At 70.6% G+C, this 22,232-nt stretch carries 20 protein-coding genes; 8 read left to right on the top strand and 12 right to left on the bottom strand.

From position 1 onward, the window contains the following. Positions 1 to 28 precede the first annotated feature (28 nt). The 6 genes from JHB91_RS06580 to ssb all read right to left on the bottom strand — a co-directional run bounded on the left by JHB91_RS06580 (position 29) and on the right by ssb (position 6,034). The gene (locus tag JHB91_RS06580; RefSeq protein WP_199472168.1) at positions 29 to 2,017 is read right to left on the bottom strand and encodes a S9 family peptidase; all 1,989 of its coding nucleotides are present in this window, start codon (positions 2,015 to 2,017) and stop codon (positions 29 to 31) included. Positions 2,018 to 2,103: 86 nt separating this feature from the next. Further along, positions 2,104 to 3,009: a dTDP-4-dehydrorhamnose reductase gene (rfbD, locus tag JHB91_RS06585; RefSeq protein WP_199472169.1), complete on the bottom strand. Its 906-nt coding sequence runs from the start codon at positions 3,007 to 3,009 to the stop codon at positions 2,104 to 2,106. Then, positions 3,006 to 3,563, bottom strand: coding sequence for a dTDP-4-dehydrorhamnose 3,5-epimerase (gene rfbC, locus JHB91_RS06590; protein ID WP_199472170.1), 558 nt, complete (start codon positions 3,561 to 3,563; stop codon positions 3,006 to 3,008). Before rfbC ends, rfbD begins: the two co-directional genes overlap by 4 nt. Beyond that, positions 3,560 to 4,447, bottom strand: a complete 888-nt coding sequence (gene rfbA / locus JHB91_RS06595) for a glucose-1-phosphate thymidylyltransferase RfbA (protein WP_199472171.1) — start codon at positions 4,445 to 4,447, stop codon at positions 3,560 to 3,562. The genes rfbC and rfbA overlap by 4 nt, the downstream gene beginning before the upstream one ends. Beyond that, complete coding sequence (gene rfbB, locus JHB91_RS06600) at positions 4,444 to 5,499, bottom strand: dTDP-glucose 4,6-dehydratase (RefSeq protein ID WP_199375683.1); 1,056 nt, start codon at positions 5,497 to 5,499, stop codon at positions 4,444 to 4,446. Before rfbB ends, rfbA begins: the two co-directional genes overlap by 4 nt. A 43-nt stretch (positions 5,500 to 5,542) precedes the next feature. After that, complete coding sequence (ssb, locus tag JHB91_RS06605) at positions 5,543 to 6,034, bottom strand: single-stranded DNA-binding protein (protein ID WP_199375119.1); 492 nt, start codon at positions 6,032 to 6,034, stop codon at positions 5,543 to 5,545. Positions 6,035 to 6,202: 168 nt separating this feature from the next. Here ssb and JHB91_RS06610 point away from each other — a divergent pair, with 168 nt between their 5' ends. Continuing rightward, positions 6,203 to 7,219, top strand: a complete 1,017-nt coding sequence (locus JHB91_RS06610) for a polyprenyl synthetase family protein (RefSeq protein WP_199472172.1) — start codon at positions 6,203 to 6,205, stop codon at positions 7,217 to 7,219. Here JHB91_RS06610 and murD read toward each other — a convergent pair. From murD to JHB91_RS06625, 3 genes are read right to left on the bottom strand one after another with little or no spacing between them, the layout of a single operon-like run. Next, complete coding sequence (gene murD, locus JHB91_RS06615; RefSeq protein WP_199472173.1) at positions 7,216 to 8,655, bottom strand: UDP-N-acetylmuramoyl-L-alanine--D-glutamate ligase; 1,440 nt, start codon at positions 8,653 to 8,655, stop codon at positions 7,216 to 7,218. The genes JHB91_RS06610 and murD overlap by 4 nt on opposite strands. After that, on the bottom strand, positions 8,636 to 9,994 hold the full coding sequence (murL, locus tag JHB91_RS06620; RefSeq protein WP_199472174.1) for a UDP-N-acetyl-alpha-D-muramoyl-L-alanyl-L-glutamate epimerase: 1,359 nt from the start codon (positions 9,992 to 9,994) through the stop codon (positions 8,636 to 8,638). The genes murD and murL overlap by 20 nt, the downstream gene beginning before the upstream one ends. Next, positions 9,991 to 12,594, bottom strand: a complete 2,604-nt coding sequence (locus tag JHB91_RS06625) for a bifunctional aspartate kinase/diaminopimelate decarboxylase (protein WP_199472175.1) — start codon at positions 12,592 to 12,594, stop codon at positions 9,991 to 9,993. Before JHB91_RS06625 ends, murL begins: the two co-directional genes overlap by 4 nt. A gap of 134 nt (positions 12,595 to 12,728) precedes the next feature. Here JHB91_RS06625 and JHB91_RS06630 point away from each other — a divergent pair, with 134 nt between their 5' ends. After that, the gene (locus tag JHB91_RS06630) at positions 12,729 to 13,604 is read left to right on the top strand and encodes a PhzF family phenazine biosynthesis protein (RefSeq protein WP_199472176.1); all 876 of its coding nucleotides are present in this window, start codon (positions 12,729 to 12,731) and stop codon (positions 13,602 to 13,604) included. Positions 13,605 to 13,613: 9 nt separating this feature from the next. Here JHB91_RS06630 and JHB91_RS06635 read toward each other — a convergent pair whose 3' ends face one another. The 3 genes from JHB91_RS06635 to JHB91_RS06645 form a co-directional block, all read right to left on the bottom strand. Continuing rightward, entirely contained in the window at positions 13,614 to 15,314 is a 1,701-nt protein-coding gene (locus JHB91_RS06635; protein WP_199472177.1) for an amidohydrolase, read from the bottom strand. A gap of 100 nt (positions 15,315 to 15,414) precedes the next feature. Continuing rightward, positions 15,415 to 16,113: a glycine zipper 2TM domain-containing protein gene (locus JHB91_RS06640; protein WP_199472178.1), complete on the bottom strand. Its 699-nt coding sequence runs from the start codon at positions 16,111 to 16,113 to the stop codon at positions 15,415 to 15,417. Between the two features lie 143 nt (positions 16,114 to 16,256). Then, positions 16,257 to 16,691, bottom strand: a complete 435-nt coding sequence (locus JHB91_RS06645; RefSeq protein ID WP_199472179.1) for an OsmC family protein — start codon at positions 16,689 to 16,691, stop codon at positions 16,257 to 16,259. Positions 16,692 to 16,921: 230 nt separating this feature from the next. Here JHB91_RS06645 and fusA point away from each other — a divergent pair, with 230 nt between their 5' ends. The 6 genes from fusA to JHB91_RS06675 all read left to right on the top strand — a co-directional run bounded on the left by fusA (position 16,922) and on the right by JHB91_RS06675 (position 22,232). Then, positions 16,922 to 18,985 carry an elongation factor G gene (fusA, locus tag JHB91_RS06650; protein ID WP_199472180.1) on the top strand — a complete coding sequence of 688 codons (2,064 nt, stop codon included), beginning with the start codon at positions 16,922 to 16,924 and terminating at the stop codon, positions 18,983 to 18,985. Between the two features lie 141 nt (positions 18,986 to 19,126). Continuing rightward, positions 19,127 to 19,516, top strand: a complete 390-nt coding sequence (locus JHB91_RS06655) for an HU family DNA-binding protein (protein ID WP_182823828.1) — start codon at positions 19,127 to 19,129, stop codon at positions 19,514 to 19,516. A 157-nt stretch (positions 19,517 to 19,673) separates the two neighbouring features. Then, complete coding sequence (locus JHB91_RS06660; protein WP_199472181.1) at positions 19,674 to 20,321, top strand: tellurite resistance TerB family protein; 648 nt, start codon at positions 19,674 to 19,676, stop codon at positions 20,319 to 20,321. A gap of 2 nt (positions 20,322 to 20,323) precedes the next feature. After that, on the top strand, positions 20,324 to 20,893 hold the full coding sequence (locus tag JHB91_RS06665; RefSeq protein WP_199472182.1) for a M23 family metallopeptidase: 570 nt from the start codon (positions 20,324 to 20,326) through the stop codon (positions 20,891 to 20,893). A gap of 74 nt (positions 20,894 to 20,967) precedes the next feature. Further along, on the top strand, positions 20,968 to 21,399 hold the full coding sequence (locus JHB91_RS06670) for a hypothetical protein (RefSeq protein ID WP_199375107.1): 432 nt from the start codon (positions 20,968 to 20,970) through the stop codon (positions 21,397 to 21,399). Then, positions 21,396 to 22,232, top strand: coding sequence for a hypothetical protein (locus tag JHB91_RS06675; protein ID WP_199472183.1), 837 nt, complete (start codon positions 21,396 to 21,398; stop codon positions 22,230 to 22,232). The genes JHB91_RS06670 and JHB91_RS06675 overlap by 4 nt, the downstream gene beginning before the upstream one ends.

Raw genomic sequence — 22,232 nt, forward strand, 5'->3', positions numbered from 1 at the left:
GCGGCCGGGCGTCAGCCGATTCCGTGGACTACTTCGCTCCGGCCGATGACGGTCCCGCCGTGGCACCTCCCAGGTGCGCGCCAAGGAACGCGAGCAGCCGGGTGTAGTACTCGCGCCGATTTTCCTCGACGTAGAAGCCGTGGCCCTCGGTGGCGTAATACAGGGTCTGCACTGGAACGCCTGCGGCCACCAGCGCCTTTTCCATCCTGCGGCTGTGTTCGATCGGCGCGATCTCGTCCTCGCCGCCCGCCGCCAGGAACACCGGCACCTTGATGCGGTCGGCGATGCGGTTTGGCGACGCCGCGGCAAGCGCCGCGGCATCTTCGCCCACCCATTCCTTCGACCAGTTGCCCAGCCGCTTGCTGTCGCGGCCATCCGCGGCCTGCATCAGCGGCAGGTCGTAGACGCCGACGTAGCCCGAAGCGCACCTGTACAGAGACGGTTCCTTTGCCGCGCCCATCAGCGCGGCATAGCCACCGTAGCTGGCCCCGTGGATGCACACGCGGTTCCCGTCGGCGATGCCCTGCGCCACGACCCAACGGGTGGCGTCGGTCAGGTCGTCCTGCATCTTGCCGCCCCATTCGCGCGCGCCGGCCTGCTGGAAACTACGGCCGTGGTTGCCGGAACCGCGGTAGTTCAGGCGCAGGACGGCGTATCCCGCGGCCGACAGCAGCTGCGTGTCGGTGTCGAAGAACCAGCTCTCATATAAGCCGTATGGACCACCATGCGGCATCACCACCATCGGCAGGTCCTTGCCGGTCGAGCCGTGCGGGATGCTGACGTAGCCGGTCAGCGCCAACCCGTCGCGTGCTTTCAGCGTGATCGGGCGCACCTCGGCCATTTGCTCCGGGTCGACCCCGGCACGACGGCTCAGGACGTGCGCGGCGGTCTTGCCCTCGGTGTCGAAGAGGTAGTAGTCACCCGGGTTGCGGTCGCTGGAGACCTGCACGAGGGTGAGCTTGCCATCCTTGGTCTGCGACGTGACCAGCGGCGAGTGGTCGGGGAACGCGGCTTCCAGGCTGCGGTACTGGCGGGCGTCGCTCGAGGCCGGATCGAAGAACGCGGTACGCGCCTTGCCGTCCTGGTACAGCACGCCGACCGGCGCATCGTTGGTGATGCTGAAGATGATCGACGACGGATCGCGGTTGTCGTCGCGCAGCACCTCCTTGCGCGCGCCGCTGGCGACGTCGTACGCGACGATCACGTCCGGGCCGTCGTCGCGCTCGGACTGCAGGTAGAGGGTGAGGTTGTCGTTCGAGAAGCCGATCGGCCAGTCGATGCGGTTGCTGGTCGCCTCGTCGTTGACCAGGGTCCACTCATCGCCCTTGCCCTTGCGCAGGTACAGGCGCCAGGCATTGTCGGTGTGCAAGCCATTCGCCACGCGCACTTCACCGGCGTGGTCGGTCAGGAAGCTCGCATTGCGCACCGGCGCCCTTGCCACCGGGGTGCGGCGCCCGGTCACGATGTTCATCCTGTCGACGCGCGTGAAGGGATCCTGTGTGAACGGCTGCACCGAGACCAGGACCTCGGTTTCGCTGTCGCGCAGCGTGTCGACCATGTGCGCTGCGACCCGCTCGATCTTCTTCGGCCTGATGTTGCTGCCGAGGCCCATCACCGCGACGCTCTGCCCGACCAGGATATCGGTCTTGCCGTTGATGCTGGTGGCATAGATGTCGCCGGTCGATTGCGGCCGGTCGAGCTCGCCGATCTTCTCGGCGCCGCTGAACAGCACGTAGCCGTCACTGGCCCACCAGAAGTTCGCCACGTGCTTGTTGCGGCCCAGGTTGGCGCTGGCAAGCAGCGCATTGTCGCTCCGGCGCAGGATTACGAGCGCGGTGCGATCGGCCATCGGCACGGTGGCGGCGAAATACTCGCCGGTCGGCGAGATCTTGATCTGGGTGAAGGCGTCGCGCTTGATGAAGCCGTCCACGTCGACGCTGCGCGTGGTGGCCCCGGCCAGCGACGACGCGGCCATCAGCGTGACCGCGATGCAAGCGGCCCTGGCGAATCTGATCATGGTGCAGTCCCCTGTGGTGTTGACCGCGCACGCCTCCGGCGCCGCGACGGCCGTGCTCCCCACGACCGCGACACATCGTCCCGCACTCAGGACGCGCTTGCCACCATTTCGTCGAGAACGGCGTCAAGCGCGTGCCTCCAGTCCGGAAGTGCGATGCCGAACGCGGCGCTGAATGCGGCCGTGTCCAGGCACGACCACGCAGGGCGGCGGGCCGGCGTCGGGTAGTCGCTGGTGGTGATCGCGGTGACGCGCGGCATGGCCTTCAGCAGGCCCCGGGCGTACGCGCCGGCCACGATCGCCTCGGCGAATCCGTGCCAGCTGGTCCGCCCCACGGCAGTGAGGTGATACAGGCCCGGGGCTTCCGGCACCGCCTGGAGCGCGCGCGCGGTAGCCGCGGCGATCAGGCGCGCCGACGTCGGCGTGCCCACCTGGTCGCCAACCACGCGCAACTCATCGCGTTCGGCCGCGAGCCGCAGCATGGTGCGCATGAAATTCTGCCCGTGGGCGCCGTAGACCCACGCGGTGCGCAGCACCAGGTTCCGGCCGCCCGCCGCACGCACAGCGTGCTCGCCTGCAAGTTTGCTTTCTCCGTACACGCCCAGGGGCGAGGTGGGATCACCCTCGCGGTAGGGCTGCGTGGCGGTGCCGTCGAACACATAATCCGTGGAGTAATGGACCAGCAGTGCACCACTGCGCGCACAGGCCTCCGCCAACGCACCCGGAGCTTCGGCATTCGCGCGGAACGCGATGGCGGGTTCCTGTTCCGCGCGATCGACCGCGGTGTAGGCCGCCGCGTTCACCACGACATCCGGCGCAAGCCGCGCGACCAGTGGCGGCAGTGACGCCGGGTCGTCGAGGTCGGCGCGTTCCGCCGGCGTTCCATCGGCAAGCGTTCCGCTGCGCGTGGTGCACACCAACTCGCCCAGCGGCGCCAGCGCGGTGCGCAGCGCATGGCCCACCTGCCCGTTGGCGCCGAGCAGCAGCAGCCTCACGGTGCGTAGACCGGGAGCCGCTCTTCGGCAACGTCCGCCAGGAACGGCGCGCGCGCGTCCTTGTCGGACAGCAAGGGCGCGGACACCGGCCAGTCGATCGCGAGCGTGGCGTCGTTCCAGCGGATGCCGGCATCGGCGTCGCGGTCATAGGTGGCGGTGCACAGGTAGGTGAACACGGCGCGCTCGCTCAGGGTCACGAAGCCGTGCGCGAAGCCCTCCGGAATCCAGAAGTGGCGCCTGTTCTCCGCGCTCAGCAGCACGGCGGTCGACTGGCCGAACGTCGGCGAGCCGCGGCGGATGTCCACCGCCACGTCCCACACCTCGCCTTCGATTACCGACACGTACTTGCCCTGCGGCTTGGGCCACTGGTAATGCAGGCCGCGCAGCACGCCGCGCGTGGACGACGACACATTGCCCTGCAGGAACGCGGGCTTGAGCCCGTGCGCTGCGAGCTTGTCGCTGTTGAAGGACTCGAAGAAGAATCCGCGCTCGTCGCCGAACACCTGCGGCTCGAACACGACGCAGCCCGGCAACGGCGTCTCGATGACCTTCACCGCACCACTCCGCGCTTCGCCAGCGACAGCAGGTACTGGCCGTAGCCGTTTTTCGCCAGCGGCGCGGCAAGGCGCTCGAGGTCGGCATCGTCGATCCAGCCGTTGGACCAGGAGATCTCCTCGGGGCAGCACACGCGCAGGCCCTGGCGCGCCTCGACGGTCTCGATGAAGTTCGAGGCCTCGATCAGCGACTGGTGGGTGCCGGTGTCGAGCCAGGCATAGCCGCGACCCAGCTGCTCCATGTGCAGGGCGCCCTCGTCGAGGTAGCAGCGGTTGAGGTCGGTGATCTCCAGCTCGCCACGCGCAGACGGCGTGAGCGACGCCGCGAAATCGCTCGCGCGGCCGTCGTAGAAGTACAGCCCGGTGACTGCGTAGTTGGAACGCGGCTTGGCCGGCTTCTCCTCCAGCCCCACGACCTTGCCGTCGGCGTCGAAATCGGCCACGCCGTAGCGCTCCGGATCGCTCACCCAGTAACCGAACACCGTGGCGCCGTGCTGGCGCGCGTCGGCGCGCTTCAGGACGTCGGTGAAGCCGTGGCCGTGGAAGATGTTGTCCCCCAGCACCAGGCAGCTCGGCTTGCTGCCGACGAAGTCGCGGCCGATCAGGTAGGCCTGCGCCAGCCCGTCCGGGCTCGGCTGCACCGCGTAGTGGATGTCCATGCCCCACTGCGAGCCGTCGCCGAGCAGCTGCTGGAACAGCGCCTGCTCGTGCGGGGTGTTGATGATCAGCACCTCGCGGATCCCGGCGAGCATCAACGCGCTCAGCGGGTAGTAGATCATCGGCTTGTCGTACACCGGCAGCAGCTGCTTGCTGATCGCCTGGGTGATCGGGTACAGCCGGGTGCCGGATCCACCAGCCAGGATGATGCCGCGGCGCGACGTCATGCCGCGGCCCCGATGCGCTCGAGGCGGTAGCTGCCGTCGAGCACGCGCTGCACCCAGGGCTGGTTGTCGAGGTACCAGTCGACCGTTTCGGCGATGCCGCGCTCGAAGCTGTAGGCAGGCGTCCAGCCCAGTTCGTCCCGCAGCTTGGAAGCATCGATCGCATAGCGGCGGTCGTGCCCGGGGCGGTCGGCGACATAGGCGATCTGCGATTCACGCGGCTCGCCGTCCGCGCGCGGGCGGCGCTGGTCGAGCAGCGCGCAGATGGTCTTCACCACCTCGATGTTCTGCTTCTCGGCATTGCCGCCGACGTTGTACGTCTCCCCCACGCGGCCCTTGGCCAGCACCGTGCGGATCGCCTCGCAGTGGTCGGTGACGAACAGCCAGTCGCGCACCTGCTTGCCGTCGCCGTACACCGGCAGCGGCTCGCCGGCCAGCGCCTTGGCGATCACCAGCGGGATCAGCTTCTCGGGGAAGTGGTACGGCCCGTAGTTGTTGCTGCAGTTGGTGGTCAGCACCGGCAGCCCGTAGGTGTGGTGGAAGGCGCGCACCAGGTGGTCCGACGCCGCCTTGGACGCCGAGTACGGCGAGTTGGGCGCGTACGGCGTGGTTTCGGTGAAGAGCCCCGTGTCGCCCAGCGTGCCGTAGACCTCGTCGGTGGAGACGTGCAGGAAGCGGAACGCGTCCTTCGCCGGGCCATCCAGCGCCTTCCAGTAATCACGCACCGCTTCCAGCAGCGCCAGCGTGCCGACGACATTCGTCTGCACGAAGGCGGCCGGGCCGTCGATCGAGCGGTCGACGTGGCTTTCCGCGGCGAAATTGACCACCGCGTCGGGCCGGTGCTCGGCGAGCAGGCGCGCGACCAGCGCGCCGTCGCCGATGTCACCCTGGACAAAGGTGTGTGCCGGGTTGTCGTCGAGCGACGCCAGCGTGTCGAGGTTGCCGGCATAGGTGAGGACGTCGAGGTTGACGACGCGCACGCCGGCCGCGACGGCCTCGAGCACGAAATTTCCGCCAATGAAACCGGCGCCGCCGGTGACAAGCCAAGTGGTCACGCTGGGGGTTCTCCTGGAAGCGGGCGGGGGACGCCGGACTGGTTCAGAACGGGATGTCGTCGTCCGAGAAATCGTCATTGAACGGCGCCTGCGCGCCAGCACCGGCACCGGCCGCCGCCGGCGGACCCTGGCGACGCGGTGCGTCCCCCTGCTCCTGGCGCTGCGGGCGCGGGCCACGCTCGCCACCACCGCCCTCGCCAACGCCACCCATCATCTGCATCTCGCTGGCGATGATGTCGGTGGTGTAGCGCTCGACGCCGTCCTTGCCGGTGTACTTGTCGGTGCGCAGCGAACCCTCGATGTAGACCTGGCGGCCCTTCTTGAGGTATTCGCCGGCGATCTCCGCCAGGCGGCCGAAGAACTTCACCCGGTGCCACTCGGTGCGTTCCTGCTGCTGGCCGGTCTGCTTGTCCTTCCACGCCTCGGTGGTCGCCACGCTGATGGTGGTGATGGTGGAGCCGCTCTGGGTGTACTTCACGTCGGGGTCGTTGCCGAGGTTGCCGACGATGATGACCTTGTTGATGCCGCGGGCCATGGGTCTGGTTCCTTGCGCTCTCCGCCGGGATTGGCGGACGGAAAGGGTGAGTATACCCGTGGCCCCGCGGCCATCCGACCGACCCCCGCGCCCGGGTGGGGAAACCCCGCGTGGCCGCGGCAGGGGGACGGGCCGCCTATAATGCGCGACCTCCGCAGCGCCCACGACATGGACTCCAAGCCAACCCAGGCCTCCCCCGAAAACGCCCTCCCCGCCCTGCCGTTGCCGGCCATCCAGGCCTTCGCGGCCGCGGACATGGCGGCGGTGGACGCCCTGATCCGGCGCCGGTTGGCGTCCGACGTGGTGCTGGTGAACCAGGTGGCCGAGCACATCATCGCCGCCGGCGGCAAGCGCCTGCGCCCGATGTTGCTGCTGCTCGCCGCGCGTGCCCTGGGCCACCAGGGCGCGGATGCCCACCAGCTGGCCGCGGTGGTCGAGTTCATCCACACCTCCACCCTGCTGCACGACGATGTGGTCGACGAATCCGACCTGCGCCGCGGCCGCAGCACCGCCAACGCGGTCTGGGGCAACGCCGCCAGCGTGCTGGTCGGCGATTTCCTGTACTCGCGCAGCTTCCAGCTGATGGTCGAGCTCGGCTCGATGCCGGTGCAGGAGATCCTCGCCGACACCACCAACCGCATCGCCGAGGGCGAGGTGCTGCAGCTGCTGCACGTGCGCAACCCGGACGTGGACGAAGCCGCCTACCTGCACGTGATCGAGCGCAAGACCGCGATCCTGTTCGCCGCGGCCACGCGCCTTGGCGCCTTGCTGGCCGGCACCGGCGCGGATGTGCAGCAGCGCCTGCACGACTACGGCCTGAACCTCGGCCTGGCCTTCCAGATCGCCGACGACGTGCTCGACTACAGCGCCGACGAAGCCACCCTGGGCAAGCACCTGGGCGACGACCTCGCCGAAGGCAAGATGACCCTGCCGCTGATCCACGCCATGGCGCACGCCGATGACGCGCTGCGCGCGCGGCTGCGCACGATCGTCGAGCACGGCGACGTGGCGGCGCTGGATGACGTGGTCGCGGCGATCCACGCCAGCGGCGGCCTCGAGTACAGCATCGACCGCGCCCGCGTGTACGCCGCGCGCGCCGAGGCGGCGCTCGCCGGCCTCGAAGACAACGAAGCGGTCGCCGCACTGCGCGGCCTCGCCCGCTACGCGGTGGACCGCACCACCTAGGCCGCGTTGCCCGCGGCGATGCCGAGTCCCGGGATGGCGGTGATCGCATCCGGATCGAAACCCGCCAGCCGCGCGAAGTCGCGGCCACGCTCGGTGTAGTCGCGGTACGCGCCGAAGCTCGGCGCGCCGGGCGACAGCAGCACCACGTCGCCACTCGCAGGCCGTGTGCTGAGCGAAAGCCCCGCGCGCGCCTGATCCATCGCGGTCGCGAGGTCGGACGCCTGGCGCAGGTCGAAGCCGCCTTCCACGGCCACCTCCGCCAGCAGCGCGTGGATCCGCGGGCCGTTCGCGGCCATCGCCACGACCACCGCCGGCGCGCGTGTGCGCATCACGGCGGCGAAGTCCGACCAGTCGAGGCCGCGGTCATGGCCGCCGACCAGCAGCGCGACGCGGCGATCGCGATAGACGTCGAGCGCGGCGAGGCTTGCGTGTGGCGTGGTGCTGATCGAATCGTTGACCCAGGTGGCGCCGCCGCGCTCGCCCAGCAGCTGCAGCCGGTGCGGCAACGGGCGGAAGCCGCGCGCCGCACCGGCCAGCGCGACCGCGTCGAAGCCCAGCGCCTCGACCGCCGCCAGCGCCGCGCACAGGTTGCCGAGGTTGTGGCGGCCCGGCAGCGGCACGTCGCGCGCATCCAGGACTGCCGCGTCGCCGCGATGCACGACATCGCCGCGCAGGTGCCAGCCGTCGGCGCGCCCGTACCAGCGCACCTCGGTGGCAGGGTCGAGCCGTGCGCCGACTACTGCCAGCCGCGGGTCGTCGGCATTGAGCACCGCCACGCGCGGCCGCGCCTGGGTGATGAGCGCCAGCTTGTCCTCGATATAGCGGTCTTCGCTGCCGTGCCAGTCGAGGTGTTCCGGAAACAGGTTGGTCACCACCGCGACATCCGGGCGTACGCCGCTGGCGGCGACGTCGCGCGTCTGGTAGCTCGACAGCTCCACCGCCCACGCGTCGGCGCGCGAGTCCAGCAGTTCCAGCAGCGGCACGCCGATGTTGCCGGCCAGCGCGGTGCGCGTGCCGCCGGCGCGCAGCAGGTGCGCGAGCAGCGCGGTGGTGGTGCTCTTGCCCTTGGTACCGGTGACGCAGGCCACGCCGCGGGCGATGCCGCTAGCGCCAGCCTGCTCACCGAACCACAGCGTGGTGCCACCGATGAAGGCGGTGCCGGCGTGCGCGGCGACCAGCGCCTCCGGACGGTAGGGGCTGATGCCGGGCGACTTCACCACCACATCAAAGGACGCGAGGCGGCCCGCACTGGCGTCGGTCTCGACCGCAAGCAGCGGGTCGCCCAGCGCGGTAGCCGCAGCGACTTCAGACGCCTCGCAGAACAATGTCAGCGCGAGTCTGGGCAGGCGGCCCCGCAGCGCGTGGTACGCGGCGCGGCCTTCGCGGCCCCAGCCCCAGAGCGCGACGCGGCGCCCGTCAAGCTGCGAAATGCGCATGCAGGCGGCTCCAGACCGCGTCGGGAATGCCGTGCTCGCTGTCGGGCACCAGCTGCGGCTCGATCGCCAGGTCGCGCGCATCCAGCCGCGGCAGGATCTCGCTGCGGAAGCGCGCCACCACCGCGTCCTCGCGCCACTCGGGCCGCGCCGCCAGCGCCGCCATCGCCGCGCGGGACTCACGCGCCTCGCCCACGCACTCGAACGGCTTGTGGTCGTGGTATTCCATCAGCGCGTCGTAACCGGGGATCTGCGCCGGGTCGTCGAGCAGGTTGCGCCCGAGGATGCCGACCAGCCGCGGCTTGGGCATGAACGGCGCCAACGCCAGGAACACGAAATGGCACTTCGGGCACACCCCGCACCAGCGGCTGGTGGGGCGCTCGCCGAGCAGGTGGAAATTGCGGTTGCAGCTGGAGAACCAGGCGTCGTAGCGGTCGATGCGCGCGAACTGCCGCGCCACGGCCAGCTCCGACAGCGGGCGCAGCAGCGAGTAGTAGCGCAGGTCGGCAGCGACGTGCCGGGTGAGGTACGCGGCAAAGGCCTGCTCGAACGCCCAGCCCTTCGACCACTGGTGGTTCACCTCGCCGGTGCCCTCGATCAGGCTGCCGTAGCTCGCCGAGCGCTCGTTGGAGAACACCACCTGGTCGGCGTCGAGCACCAGCGCGGCCAGCGCCAGGATCGCCGAATTGATCGCGGTCACCGGGATGTGGCCGTTGTACGCGCCCTGGCGGTTGTACTCGAACAGCTCCGGCGCCAGCTGGCGCTGGATGTTGAGCGTCGCCAGCCCGGTGCGCTCGGCGCAGGCGCGGATCAGCTGCGACCCGCCCACCCAGGACACGGTCTGTTCGACGCCGGCGGCGCGCAGCGCTTCGATGGACACCAGCGAATCCTTGCCGCCGCCGATCGCGACCAGCGCGTGGCGGCGCAGGCCGACCGGTACCGAAGGGCCGCCCGCATCCGCACTCCGCGGGAAGCGGATCCTGCCGTGCAGGTCCAGCCCGTTGCGGTACGCGAACTCGCCGAGCCCCTGCAGGTAGACCTCTTCGAGCAGGATCGCGGTGGCGTCGTCGATGCCATAGCCGTCGATGCGGATGTCGTCCGGCACCGCGGCCTTGTAGTAGCTCACGCCGGCGACGAGGTGCAGCAGGCGCAGCGCCTTCTCCACCGCCTCCGCGCGCGCCGCGTCGAACGCGAACGGCGCGCCCGGCAGGGTCACGGTCTCCACCAGCTCCGGGCCGTCGTCGAAGGCATAGCGCAGCCTGGCGATGCCGGTGGCCGGATCGAAGCCACAGCCGACGAAGCGGAAACAGCGCACCGCTGCGCGATCGAACACGACACTCATTGCTTGCTCTCCGTCAGCACCACCTCGGTGGGCAGTGCGCGCAGGTTGTAGGTATTGGCCATCGCCATGCCGTAGGCGCCGGCATCGGACACCAGCAGGATGTCGCCGGGCGCGGTGCCGCGCGGCAGCGGGCGCCGCTCGCCGAGCACGTCGCCGGATTCGCAGATCGGCCCGACCACGTCGCACTCGACCATGTCGGCGTCGCCATCGCGCGACAGGTTGTGGATGTCGTGCCAGGCGTCGTACAGGGTGGGACGCATCAGCGCGTTCATGCCGGCGTCGGCGCCGACCCGGCGGATGCCGCCCTTCTCCACCACCTGGGTGGTGGTGAGCAGCAGCACGCCGGATTCGGCGACCAGGAACCGGCCGGGCTCGATGGCCAGGCGGTAGCCGGGGTACGCGGCCTTGACCTCGGCCAGGCCCGCGCTCCACGCGTCGAGGTCGAACGGTTCCTCGTCGTCGCGGTACGGCACCGGCAGTCCGCCACCGATGTCGATGGTGGCGATGCTGCCGATGCGCCCGGCAATGCCGCCGAGCTCGTCGCAGACCGCGCGCCAGTGGCCGGCGGTGTCCACGCCGCTGCCGAGGTGCGCGTGCAGGCCGGTGACGCGCACGTCCAGCGCACGCGCCGCGGCGAGGAAGGCCTCGATGCGCTCCACCTGCAGGCCGAACTTGGAGGCGATCCCGCCGGTGCGCACCTTGGCGTGGTGGCCTTCGCCGCGCCCGAGGTCCACGCGCAGCCACAGCGCACGCCCGCGGAACACCTCCGGCCAGCGCTCCAGCGCTTCCACGTTGTCGAGGGTGACCGTGGCCCCCAGTTCGAATGCGGTCGCGTATTCCGTCACCGGCGCGAAGCTTGGCGTGAACAGCACGCGCGCCGGATCGAGCCCGGGCACCGCGGCAAATACGTGGGCCAGTTCGCCGGCCGACACGCATTCCAGGCCGAAGCCCTCCTCGACCAGCAGCCGCAGGAGCTGCGGATGCGGATTGGCCTTGATGGCGAAGTAGCGCAGGTCGACCGGCGCCACCGCGGCGAGCGCGCGGGCACGGGCGCGCACCGTGTCCGCGTCGTAGACATAGCGCGGCGTGCCCTGCGCGGCCTGCGCGAGCAGCTCGGCGCGCCGCGAAGCCCACCATGGCACCGGGCGCCGCCTCAGCGTGCCGTTGAGCTCGCGCCAGCGCGGCCCGAACACACCGGGCTCGCGCACCGGCATCGCACCGCTGGCGATCAGGGCGTCATGCAGTTCCTGCAGCAGGCCCTCGGCATCGGCCTCGTCGATGACGAAGGTCAGGTTGAGGTCGTTGGACGACTGCGAAACCAGGTGCACCCGCTCGCGGCCGAAGGTGGCCCAGACGTCAGACAGCTTGTGCAGCAGCGAACGCATGCCGCGCCCGACCAGGGTGATCGCGGTGCACGGCGCGATCACCTTCAGCCGGCAGCTGCGCGCGAGGTCTTCGGAGAGTCGCGCGATCACGTCGGTGCTGACCAGGTTCTCGCTCGGGTCCAGCGACACGGTGACGTTGGTCTCCGACGAGCCGATCAGGTCGACCGACAGGCCGTGGCGGCGGAAGCACTCGAAGATGTCGGCGAGGAAGCCGACCTGCTGCCACATGCCCATGGTTTCCATCGACACCAGCACCACGCCGTCGCGGCGGCTGATCGCCTTGACGCCCGGCACGGTGGCGGCACTGCCGTCGATGCGCGTCCCCGGGAGTTCGGGGCGCGAGGTGTCCAGGATCGCCATCGGCACGCCGGCATCGCGGCAGGGCTTGATGGCGCGCGGGTGCAGCACCTTGGCACCGGTGGTGCAGATTTCCTGCGCCTCGGCGTAGTCCAGGCGCGTGAGCAGGCGCGCATCGGGCACCTCGCGCGGATTGGCGCTGAACATGCCGGGCACGTCGGTCCAGATCTCCACGCAACTGGCGCCGAGCAGCGCGCCGAAGTGCGCGGCGGAGGTGTCCGAGCCACCGCGGCCAAGCACCGCGGTACCGCCATCCTCGTGGCGGGCGATGAATCCCTGGGTGAGCAGCATCGCGCCCGGCTGCGCGGCAAAGCGCGCGCGCCAGTCGCCGCCGACCTCGCGCCGGCAGGTCACCGACAGCCGCCGCGCCCACTCGTTCTGGTTGGGCAGCGCGACCGCCTGCAGCCAGTCACGTGCATCGCACCAGCCGAAGTCCAGGCCCTGCCTGCGCAGGTAGGCCGCGCCCAGCGTCGACGACAGCAGTTCGCCCTGGGCCAGCAGCTCGGCCTGCCAGTCCAGCGGACGGGTGCTGGCACGCTGCTCGGCAACCAGCGTGCGCAGTGCGCCGAGGCGGTCGGCGAGCACGGCGTCGGGATCGAGGCCGAGCGCCACGGCGAAATCGCGGTGGCGGGCTTCAAGCGCTTCCAGTTGCGCAGCGGCGTCGGCCGTACCGTCGGCGATCGCGGCGAGCGCATTGGTCACGCCGGACAGCGCCGACACCACCACCAGCACGCGGCTGTCCGTGGCGGCGTGCTTGCTGGCCAGCCGGCCGATGGTGTCCCAGCGCTCGCGGCGCGACACCGAGGTGCCGCCGAACTTGAGCACGATCCAGCGGGCGGGTTCGGGAATGTTGGGCATGGCGGTGGGCTTGCCCGGGACGGCGGGCGCGATCCGCGATTCTAGGCGTTGGTGGCGGGTGCGGCCACGCCGGCGCGGACAGGTGGTTGCACGGGGCCGCAGCTACACTGTCGCGCCCCGCGCAGGATCCACCCATGTCCGTACGCCGTTACGTCCAGCTGGACGTCTTTGCCGACCGTCCCGGCGCCGGCAATCCGCTTGCCGTCGTGCTCGACGCGGACGGCCTGGACGACGCGGCCATGCAGGCCATCGCGCGCTGGACACGGCTGCCGGAAACCACGTTCGTCTTCCCGTCGCCGTCGCCGACCGCGGACTACGGCCTGCGCATCTTCAGCCCACGCCGCGAAGTGCCGTTTGCCGGACATCCCAGCGTCGGCACCGCGCACGTGCTGCTCGATGCCGGGATGGTCGCCACGCGCGACGGGCTGCTGGTGCAGGCCGGTGCCGCCGGCGAACTGCCGCTGCGCGTCGATGGCGAGGGCGCCCGGCGCACGGTCGCCGTACGCACCCCGCGCGCACGCGTGGTCGACGTGGCCGATCCCGGCGATGCGCGCCTGCAGGCCGCGCTGCAAAGTCTCCCGCTCGGACCCTTGCCGCCGGTGCTGATGGATGGCGGCCGGCGCTGGTGGCTGGCCGAGCTGCGCGACGAAGCCACGCTGCGCGCCGCCGAACCCGACTGGGCGGCGATCGCCAAGCTTGCCGAGGCGACCGGCAGCATGGGCCTGTGCGTGTTCGCGCGCAGCGCCGATCCGGTCTACCACCTCGCGGTGCGCGCCTGGGTGGGCGCGCCCGCCCCGTTCGAGGACGCCGCATCGGGCGCGGCCAACGCCACGCTCGCCGCGTGGCTGGCCGAACGCGACGCCCTGCCCGGCGACGACGGCTTCTACCGCATCAGCCAGGGCCGCGAGGTCGGCCACGACGCGATCATCGAACTGCGCGTGGACGCGGACGGCGAGGTCTGGTCCGGCGGCCGCGCGCGCGCCATCGTCAGCGGCACGATCGACTGGTAGTTGCCGGCTTCAGTCGGCGGCGGCGCCCGTCTCCGTCGCCGACCCATGGACGGGTCGGCCGTCCACCCAGGTCGAACGCACATGGAGCGTGTCCAGCTCACTGCCGGACACCGCCAGTGGATCCTCGGCGAGGACCACGAAATCCGCGCGCAGTCCCGGCGCCAGCCGCCCCGCCTCGTCTTCGTCGAACGCTGCCCACGCCGCGCCCGCGGTGAAGCCGTGCAGCGCCTCGGCCGCGGTCAACGCCTGGTCCACACGCCAACCGCCGGGCGGTTGGCCATGCACGTCCTGTCGGGTCACCGCCGCATGCAGGCCGAGGCGCGGATCGGGCAACTCGACCGGAAAATCGGAGCCGAGCGCCAGCGGCACCCCGGCCTGTACGAAGCTTCGCCAGGCGTAGGCGCCTTCAAGGCGCGCCTCGCCCAAGCGCTCGCCGGCCCAGGGCATGTCGGAGGTGGCGTGCGTGGGCTGCATGGACGCCACCAGGCGCAGCCCGGCGAAGCGTGCGATGTCGTCGGGCGCCAGCACCTGTGCGTGCTCCACGCGCCAGCGGTGGTCGCTGGACGCCGCATCGCCGAGGACCCGCTGGTAGGCGTCGAGCACGATGCGATTGCCGCGGTCGCCGATGGCATGCGTCGCCACCTGCAGCCCGCAGCCCTGGGCGCGGCGCACCGCGACCTCGAGCGCCTCTTCGGTGAGCAGGACCAGGCCACGGTTGCCCGGGTCGTCGCTGTAGTCGTCGATCAGCGCCGCGCCGCGGCTGCCGAGCGCTCCGTCGACCATCAGTTTCACGCCGCGCATGTCCAGGCGCCCGGAGGCGTGGCTGTAGGCGCCATCGCGGCACCGGTCCGCAACCAGGTCGCTGTCGCCGAGCGCGTAGGCGCGCACCCGCAGGCTGAGGGCGCCGCGGTCCGCGAAGCGCTGCATCACCTCAAATTCGCTGCGCGAGGTGCCCATGTCATGTACGCCGGTCAGGCCGAGGCTGGCGACGTGGCGCAGCGCGCGCTCCATGGCGCGGTCCTGCCAGGCGTCATCCGGGGCCGGCACAACGTCGTAGACCAGCGATGCGGCGGTATCGATGAACACCCCGGTGGGACGTCCATCCTGACGCAGCACCAGCCCGCCCTCGGGCTGCCAGTCACCGGCGAGGTCACGCCGGGTCACGCGCATCGCCGCGCTGTTGGCCCAGGCCGCATGGCCATCGATGCGTTCCAGCACGACCGGGCGCTGCGGGAAGGCGGCATCGAGCACCGCTGCGGTCGGGAACGCCTTGTCGGGCCAGAGGTTCTGGTCCCAGCCGCGACCGATCAGCCACGCATCCTCCGGCAGAGACTGCGCGAACGCCTGCAGCCGCTCGACGATCTCGCCGGTGCTGCGCGCGCCCACAAGGTCGGCCTGCATCAACGCATGGCCGAGATCGACGAGGTGCACGTGGGCGTCGATCAATCCCGGGATCACCGTGGCGTCGCCGGCGTCGATGCGTTCGGCGCCGGGATGGCGCGCGGCCAGCTCGCCGGCGTCGCCGACGGCGAGGATCCGGCCGTCGGCACTCCACACCATGGCGGTGGCCACCGGCATGGCCGGATCCGAGGTGTGGATACGTGCGGCGGTCAGCAGGCGTTCGCCGTCGGCGGCGTGCGTGGCGCCGGCCAGCGCGAGCAGCACGCCGGCGGCGACCGGTGCGAAAGGATGGAAAACGATTCGGCGCATGCAGCAGGCTCCCCGTGACGGACCGTGCCGACTATGTCGGCGATCGCATCGCGGGGCAACGCCCGGGCGGTCGGCGCGCTGCCGACCGCCGGATGGCGCCCTATTCCGGACGCACGTCCACGCGCACGCGGATGGTGTCGCCGGGGTGGTAGGCGGTGCGCGTGGTGTACTGGCGCCCGCCGTACTCGTACGTGACGTCGTACGCGTTCACGCCGCCGTAGTTGTTGTCCGAAACCTGGTAGGAGCGGTCCGGCACCGGGTCGCACACCGTCACCCGGCCATGGCGCGCGCCGCGGTTGCGTTGCGTGGCCTCGTAGATCTCGCGACCGGCCATGCCGCCGACCATCGTGCCGATCGCCGAGGTGGCGTAGCGGCCGGAGCCGCCGCCGACCTTGCTGCCCAGCACCGCGCCGACCAGCCCGCCGACCACGGTCGCGACCATCCGCCCGTTCTCGCTGCCGCCCTGATAGCCGCCGTTGTTGCGGCCGTCGTAACCATCGCGCGCGTAGGGATCATTGCCGTAACGGTCGCCATAGCCGTAGCCATCACCGGCGTAATCGCCGGCGTAGTAGTCGTCGCGGCTGTAGCAACGCTGCTGTTCCGAGGTGGGGTAGCCGCGGGCGTTGTCGAACACCGGGTCGACACGCAGCACGCGGGCCTCGTCGTAATAGGCGTCCTGCTCCTGGCCGTAGCGGTCGGCCTGCGGATATCCAGGGTTGTAGCCGAGCGACTGCGCGGATGCGGCGCCGGAGGCGACGGCCAGGGCGACGGCGAGGACAGTGGCGGCGGAACGACGCATGGCAGGCTCCCACGCCAGGATTGGCGCATGGGTGCAACGCTAGTGCGTGGCCGTTGACGGCTTGCTGAACCCGGAGCCCCCGCAAGCGGCCACGCGCGCGGGGTTTAGCCGGCCGACAGCCTGGATGCCGACGGCCCCCGGCATCAATCCAGCAGTTCGGCTTCCAGCGTGATCGGCACGGCACTCAGCGCCTTCGATACCGGGCAGTTCTGCTTGGCGTCATCGGCGATCGCACGGAACTTCGCCGCTTCGATGCCCGGCACCTTGGCCTTGGTGAACAAGCGGATCGCGCTCAGCGTGGGCCCGCCTTCCATCGACAGGTCGACCTCGGCGCGGCTGTCGACGGACTCCGCGACATGCCCGGCTTCGGCCAGCGCATTGGCCAGCGCCATGGTGAAGCAGCCGGCATGCGCGGCGGCGATCAGCTCCTCGGGGTTGGTGCCCTTCTCGTCGCCGAAGCGGCTGTTGAAGCCGTAGCGGGTGCCATCCATGAGACCACTCGCCGGCGTGCTGATGGTGCCGCGGCCGCTCTTGAGGTCGCCCGACCAGTGTGCGGTCGCCTTGCGCGAAATACCCATATCGCCTGCTCCAGTGTGTGCATGCATCGGTGTGCACGCGGCCCAGCAGGCTAGCGCCGTGGCTGTTACGCCTGCGTGGCCGCGCCCATGCTGCGTCGCAACGCGACGGCCCGGCGCAGGCCGCGCTACTGTTCCAGTCCGCCATGACCGCCCGCCGCATGCAGGCCCGGTCGCGATACGCGACGGACAGCCATGACGTCCCTTCAACCCGACCCTGGGAGAACGGACTCATGTCCTACAGCACCCCGCAGATCCGCAACGTGGCCCTGGCGGGCCACCCTGGCGCCGGCAAGACCACGCTCTTCGAAGCCCTGCTGCATGCCGGCGGCGCGATCCAGGCGGCAGGCACGATCGAACGCGGCAGCACCGTGTCCGACACCGACCCGCTGGAGCGCCAGCGCGCGCACTCGATAGACGCCGCGATCGCCAGCCTCGACCACGCCGTGGACGGCGCCGCGCCCGTGCACGTCAACCTGCTGGACACCCCCGGCTATCCCGACTTCCGCGGCGCGACGCTGTCGGCGCTGTCGGCGGTCGAGACCGTGGCGGTGGTGGTGGATGCCGATGCGGGCATCGGCCACGGCACGCACCGGATCATGGCGCACGCCGGCGAACGCGGCCTGTGCCGCGCGATCGTGGTCAACCGCATCGACCACGAAGCGGCCGACTGCGCTCGGCTGCTGGACGAGCTGCGCGACGCCTTCGGACCGGAGGTGCTGCCGGTGAACCTGCCTGCCGATGGCGGCCGCCGCGTCGTCGACTGCTTCGCCGGCGACGGTGGCGACAGCGATGTCGGCCCCGTGGCCGACTGGCACCGGCGCATCCTCGACCAGGTGGTCGAGGTCGATGAGTCGGTGATGGACCATTACCTCGACCGCGGCGAAGCCGGCCTGAGTGGCGCCGAGCTGCACGCCGCGTTCGAACAGAGCCTGCGCGAGGGGCACCTGGTGCCGGTGTGCTTCGTGTCCGCGCGCACCGGCGTGGGCATCGCCGAACTGCTCGATGTCATCGCCACGCTGTTCCCGCACCCCGGCGAAGCCAATCCACCGCCGTTCCAGCGCGGCATCGGCGAGGCATCCACACCGGTGACCTCGACGCCCGATCCGGACGCGCACGTGATCGCCGATGTCTTCAAGATCATCAACGATCCCTTCGTCGGCAAGCTCGGCATTTTCCGCGTCCACCAGGGCACGGTGCGCCGCGACGGCCAGCTGTTCGTCGACGACGGCCGCAAGCCGTTCAAGGTCGCGCATCTGTTCCGCATCTTCGGCAAGGACCACATGGAGATCGAGCAGGCGGTGCCGGGCGACATCGCCGCGGTGGCCAAGATCGACGCGCTGCATTTCGATGCCGTGCTGCACGACAGCCACGACGAGGACACCCTGCACCTGGCGCCGATGGCCTATCCGAAGCCGATGTTCGGTCTTGCGGTGGAGGCGGCGAGCAAGGGCCAGGAGCAGAAGCTCGCCACCGCCCTGCACAAGCTGTCGGAGGAGGATCCGTGCTTCCAGGTCGAGCACGATGCCGAGACCGGCGAGACCGTGGTGCGCGGCCTGTCGGAACTGCACTTGCGCGTCCACCTCGAGCGCCTGCGTGAGCGCCACGGCGTGGAGGTCACGAGCCGGCCGCCGCGCATCGCCTATCGCGAGACGATCGCCGCGGCGGCTGAAGGCCACCACCGCCACAAGAAGCAGACCGGTGGCGCGGGCCAGTTCGGCGAGGTGTTCCTGCGCGTGGAACCGCTGCCGCGCGGCACCGGCTTCGAGTTCGTGGACGCGGTGAAGGGCGGCACCATCCCCGGCCAGTTCCTGCCCGCGGTCGAGAAGGGCGTGCGCCAGGCACTGGGTACCGGCGCCATCGCGGGCTACCCGATCCAGGACGTGCGCGTGATCGTGCATGACGGCAAGCACCATCCGGTGGACAGCAAGGAGGTCGCGTTCGTCACCGCCGGCAGGAAGGCCTTCCTCGATGCCGTGTCGAAGGCCGCGCCGCAGGTCCTCGAGCCCATCGTCGACCTGGTGGTGGTGGCGCCGGAGGACTGCATGGGTGACGTGAGCGGAGGCCTCGCAAGCCGGCGTGCGCGCATCCTGGGCACCGACAGCGCACGCGGCGGCGACATCGTGGTCAAGGCGCAACTGCCGCAGTCCGAGCTCGAGGGCTATGCACCCGAGCTCAAGTCGGCGACCGCCGGGCGCGGCCGGTATTCGCTTGATTTCAGCCATTACGAGCCGGTTCCCGCGCAGCTGCAGCACACCCTGGCGACGGCATGGAAGCCCCGCCAGGAGGAGGACTGAGCTTCGCGGCGCATGCCGGTCGCGAAAAAAAGCCGGATTCCCCGTGCTTTCCACTTGGCGCGGCCCCGGGCATGCCCTACATTGCGTTTGCCGACGGGGTCGGCCCGACAACCCATCTACGAACAACGGAATCACACACACATGGCGAAGAAAGCTACCAAGGCGGTGACGAAGGCCGCCCCGAAGAAGGCCGCTGCGAAGCCGGCCGCCGCTCCGAAGCCGATCAAGGAAGCCCTGACCAAGTCGGGCCTCGTCGCACACATCGCCGAGGCGACCGGTGTTGCGGCGAAGGACGTGCGCGCAGTCATGGGCGCCCTCGAAGGCGCGGTGCACGCGTCGGTCAGCAAGAAGGGCGCGGGTGCATTCACCCTGCCTGGCCTGCTGAAGATCACCTCCGTCAAGGTTGCTGCCAAGCCGAAGCGCAAGGGCATCAACCCCTTCACCAAGGAAGAGCAGTGGTTCGCTGCAAAGCCCGCCTCGATCAAGGTCAAGGTGCGCCCGCTGAAGAAGCTGAAGGACGCCGCTGCCTGACCGGCACGCGCCATCGTGGTACCTGCTCGGGACGGCATTTGCCGTCCCGAGTCGTTTCCGGGCCGGCAACATTTTCGCAACGACCTGTCGCGCATCCTCGGCGCAATGCCGGCGACGTGCCGGCATCCAACGACATGCACGATCCAGGGAACGACCAATGAACCTGCAAGGCTTCCTCGAACATCTCCTCAAGTCCCAATCCAGCGGCTCGCCGGCCACCGGTGGCCAGTCGTCGGCGAGCAGCCTGCTCAATGCCGACTTCGGCAAGGGCGCCATCACCGGTGGTGCGCTTGGCCTGCTGCTTGGCAAGAACAAGTCCACGCGCAAGCTCGCCACCTACGGCGGACTCGCCGCCGTCGGCGTGATGGCCTACAAGGCCTATGGCGATTACAAGGCGCAGCAGGGGCCGGGACAGCCGGCGCCGCAGACCGTCGACCGCCTGCCGCCAGCGCAGGCGGCCGTGCACAGCGAGGCGATCCTGCGTGCGCTGGTCGGCGCGGCCAAGGCCGACGGCCACATCGACGAACGCGAGCGCGGCGTGATCGAAGGCGAATTCGCACGCCTCAACCCCGGCACCGAGGTGCAAGAGTGGCTGCACGCCGAGCTCGCCAAGCCGCTCGATCCCGCCGAGGTCGCGCGCGCGGCCACCACGCCGGAGATCGCGTCGGAGATGTACCTCGCCAGCCTGATGGCCGTCGACGAGCAGAACTTCATGGAGCGCGCGTACCTCGATGAACTCGCGCGGCAGCTGAAGCTCGACGACGAACTGCGCCAGCGCCTGGCAAGCGAACTCGAACGCGCCTGAGCATGCGCGCGCTGGGTCGCCTCGCCGCCTGGCTGTTCGTGCTGGCGGCGCTGGCGGCCGTGGCGCACTGGTCGTGGCAACAGCCGTTCATGGCAAGGCCGCGAACGCTGTGGGAGCTGTCGCGCATGCCGGCGCCCGAGGTGCTGGCCATGCCGGTCGCAGGCGTGCGCGCCGCGCGGGTCGCGGATACCTTCGGCGCGCCACGCGGCAGCGACCGCACGCACGCCGGGGTGGACATCTTCGCGCCACGCGGCACTGCGGTGAGCAGCGCCACGCGCGGCATCGTGGCATCGGTGCGCGAAGGCGGACTTGGCGGCCGCCAGGTCTGGGTGCTCGGCCCGGCTCGCCAGCGCCACTATTACGCGCACCTCGAGGACTGGGCGCCTGGCCTTGCCGAAGGCGACATTCTGGTCGAGGGCAGCGTGCTTGGCCGTGTCGGCGATACGGGCAACGCGCTCGGCACGCCGCCGCACCTCCATTACGGCGTGTACGACAGCGAAGGAGCGATCGACCCGCTGCCCATGCTGCGCGCGGGCGAAGACCGGAAGCTGGCGGACGCCGCGGCGCGATGATCGACGCCGCGCCGGCGCGGCGCTAGGCTTCGCGTGTCGCGCGGCGTCACCGCGCGGAAGGACGTGGTGACGGCATGGACAAGCGCTTCTTGATCTGCGGGATCGTGGTGGCCGCGGCCGGGCTCATCCTCGGCTTCGCCGTGCACGGGCTGCTGCTGCGCGCCGACTACCAGGCGCTGGCCCCGCTGTACCGCACCCAGGAACAGGCGAATGCGCAGGCGGTGTGGATCCTGCCCGCCTACCTGCTGCTCGGCCTGTCGATGACCTGGCTGTACCGGCGCATGCCGGCCAGCGACGGCGTCGACCTTGGCCGCGGCGCGCGCTTCGGGCTCGCGATCGCGCTGGTGTCGTACGTGCCCTGGCACATCTTCGCCTTCGTCGCACAGCCGCTGCCGATGTCGCTGATGCTGCGCCAGGTGGCGCTGGACCTCGTCGCCATGGTGCTGCTCGGCATGCTGCTGGCGTGGCTGCAGCCACACCGCCGCGTGCTCACCGATCCGCCGTGAAGCATGCTGACGGCACGTTCATCGCCGCTGCGTATGGTCGTGCGTCGCCCGCCCCCTCCGCCTCCGCCATGACCGGTTTCCGCCTGCTGTCCTGCTTCCTCGTGTTGGCCCTCGCCGCCTGCGGCGATGACAACGACGCTGCGCCCACCCGTGGGTCCACGGACGAAGACCTCGCAGCGCTGCCCACACCCGCGCAGTCCGGTGGCTCGGTCACCGGCATGCCCGACGCACCCGGTCCCGGAAACGTGCCGCTGGGCGGCCTGCGCCCGGCGGCCTCGGACGGGATCGCCATGGTCGTGCCGATCCCCGGCGCCATGCCCGGCGATGGCGGCCTGCCGCCACTCGAGGACAACCCCGAGACCGGCCTGATCGGCGTGGTCGACCTGTCGGCGACAACCGCGACGACCGCGACGGCTCCGACGGTGACGCCAGTGACGCCAGTGACGACCGTGACGCCCGTGATGTCAGCGGTCGAACCGGCAGCCGCCGACGCCGTCGCCTTGGTCCGCGACTACTACGCCGCGATCGCGCGAGGCGATCACGCGCGCGCCTACGCGATGTGGTCGGACGGCGGCCGCAGCAGCGGCCAGACACCGGAACAGTTCGCGGCGGGTTTCAGCGGTACGCGGACGGTGGTGCAGCCGGGTGAGCCGGGCGTGGTGAGCGGCGCAGCCGGCGCGCGACTGGTCGAAGTGCCGGTCTCGGTCACCACCACCCGGGCCGACGGCAGCGAGCAGCGCTACGTCGGCGCCTACGTCCTCCGGCGCGCCACGGCCGACGGCAGCGGCGCATGGCGCATCACCGCGGCGGAGCTGCGCGAATACCAGCCCTGA

Origin of the sequence: Luteimonas sp. MC1828, assembly GCF_016461615.1 — a bacterium.
Taxonomy (GTDB): domain Bacteria; phylum Pseudomonadota; class Gammaproteobacteria; order Xanthomonadales; family Xanthomonadaceae; genus Luteimonas.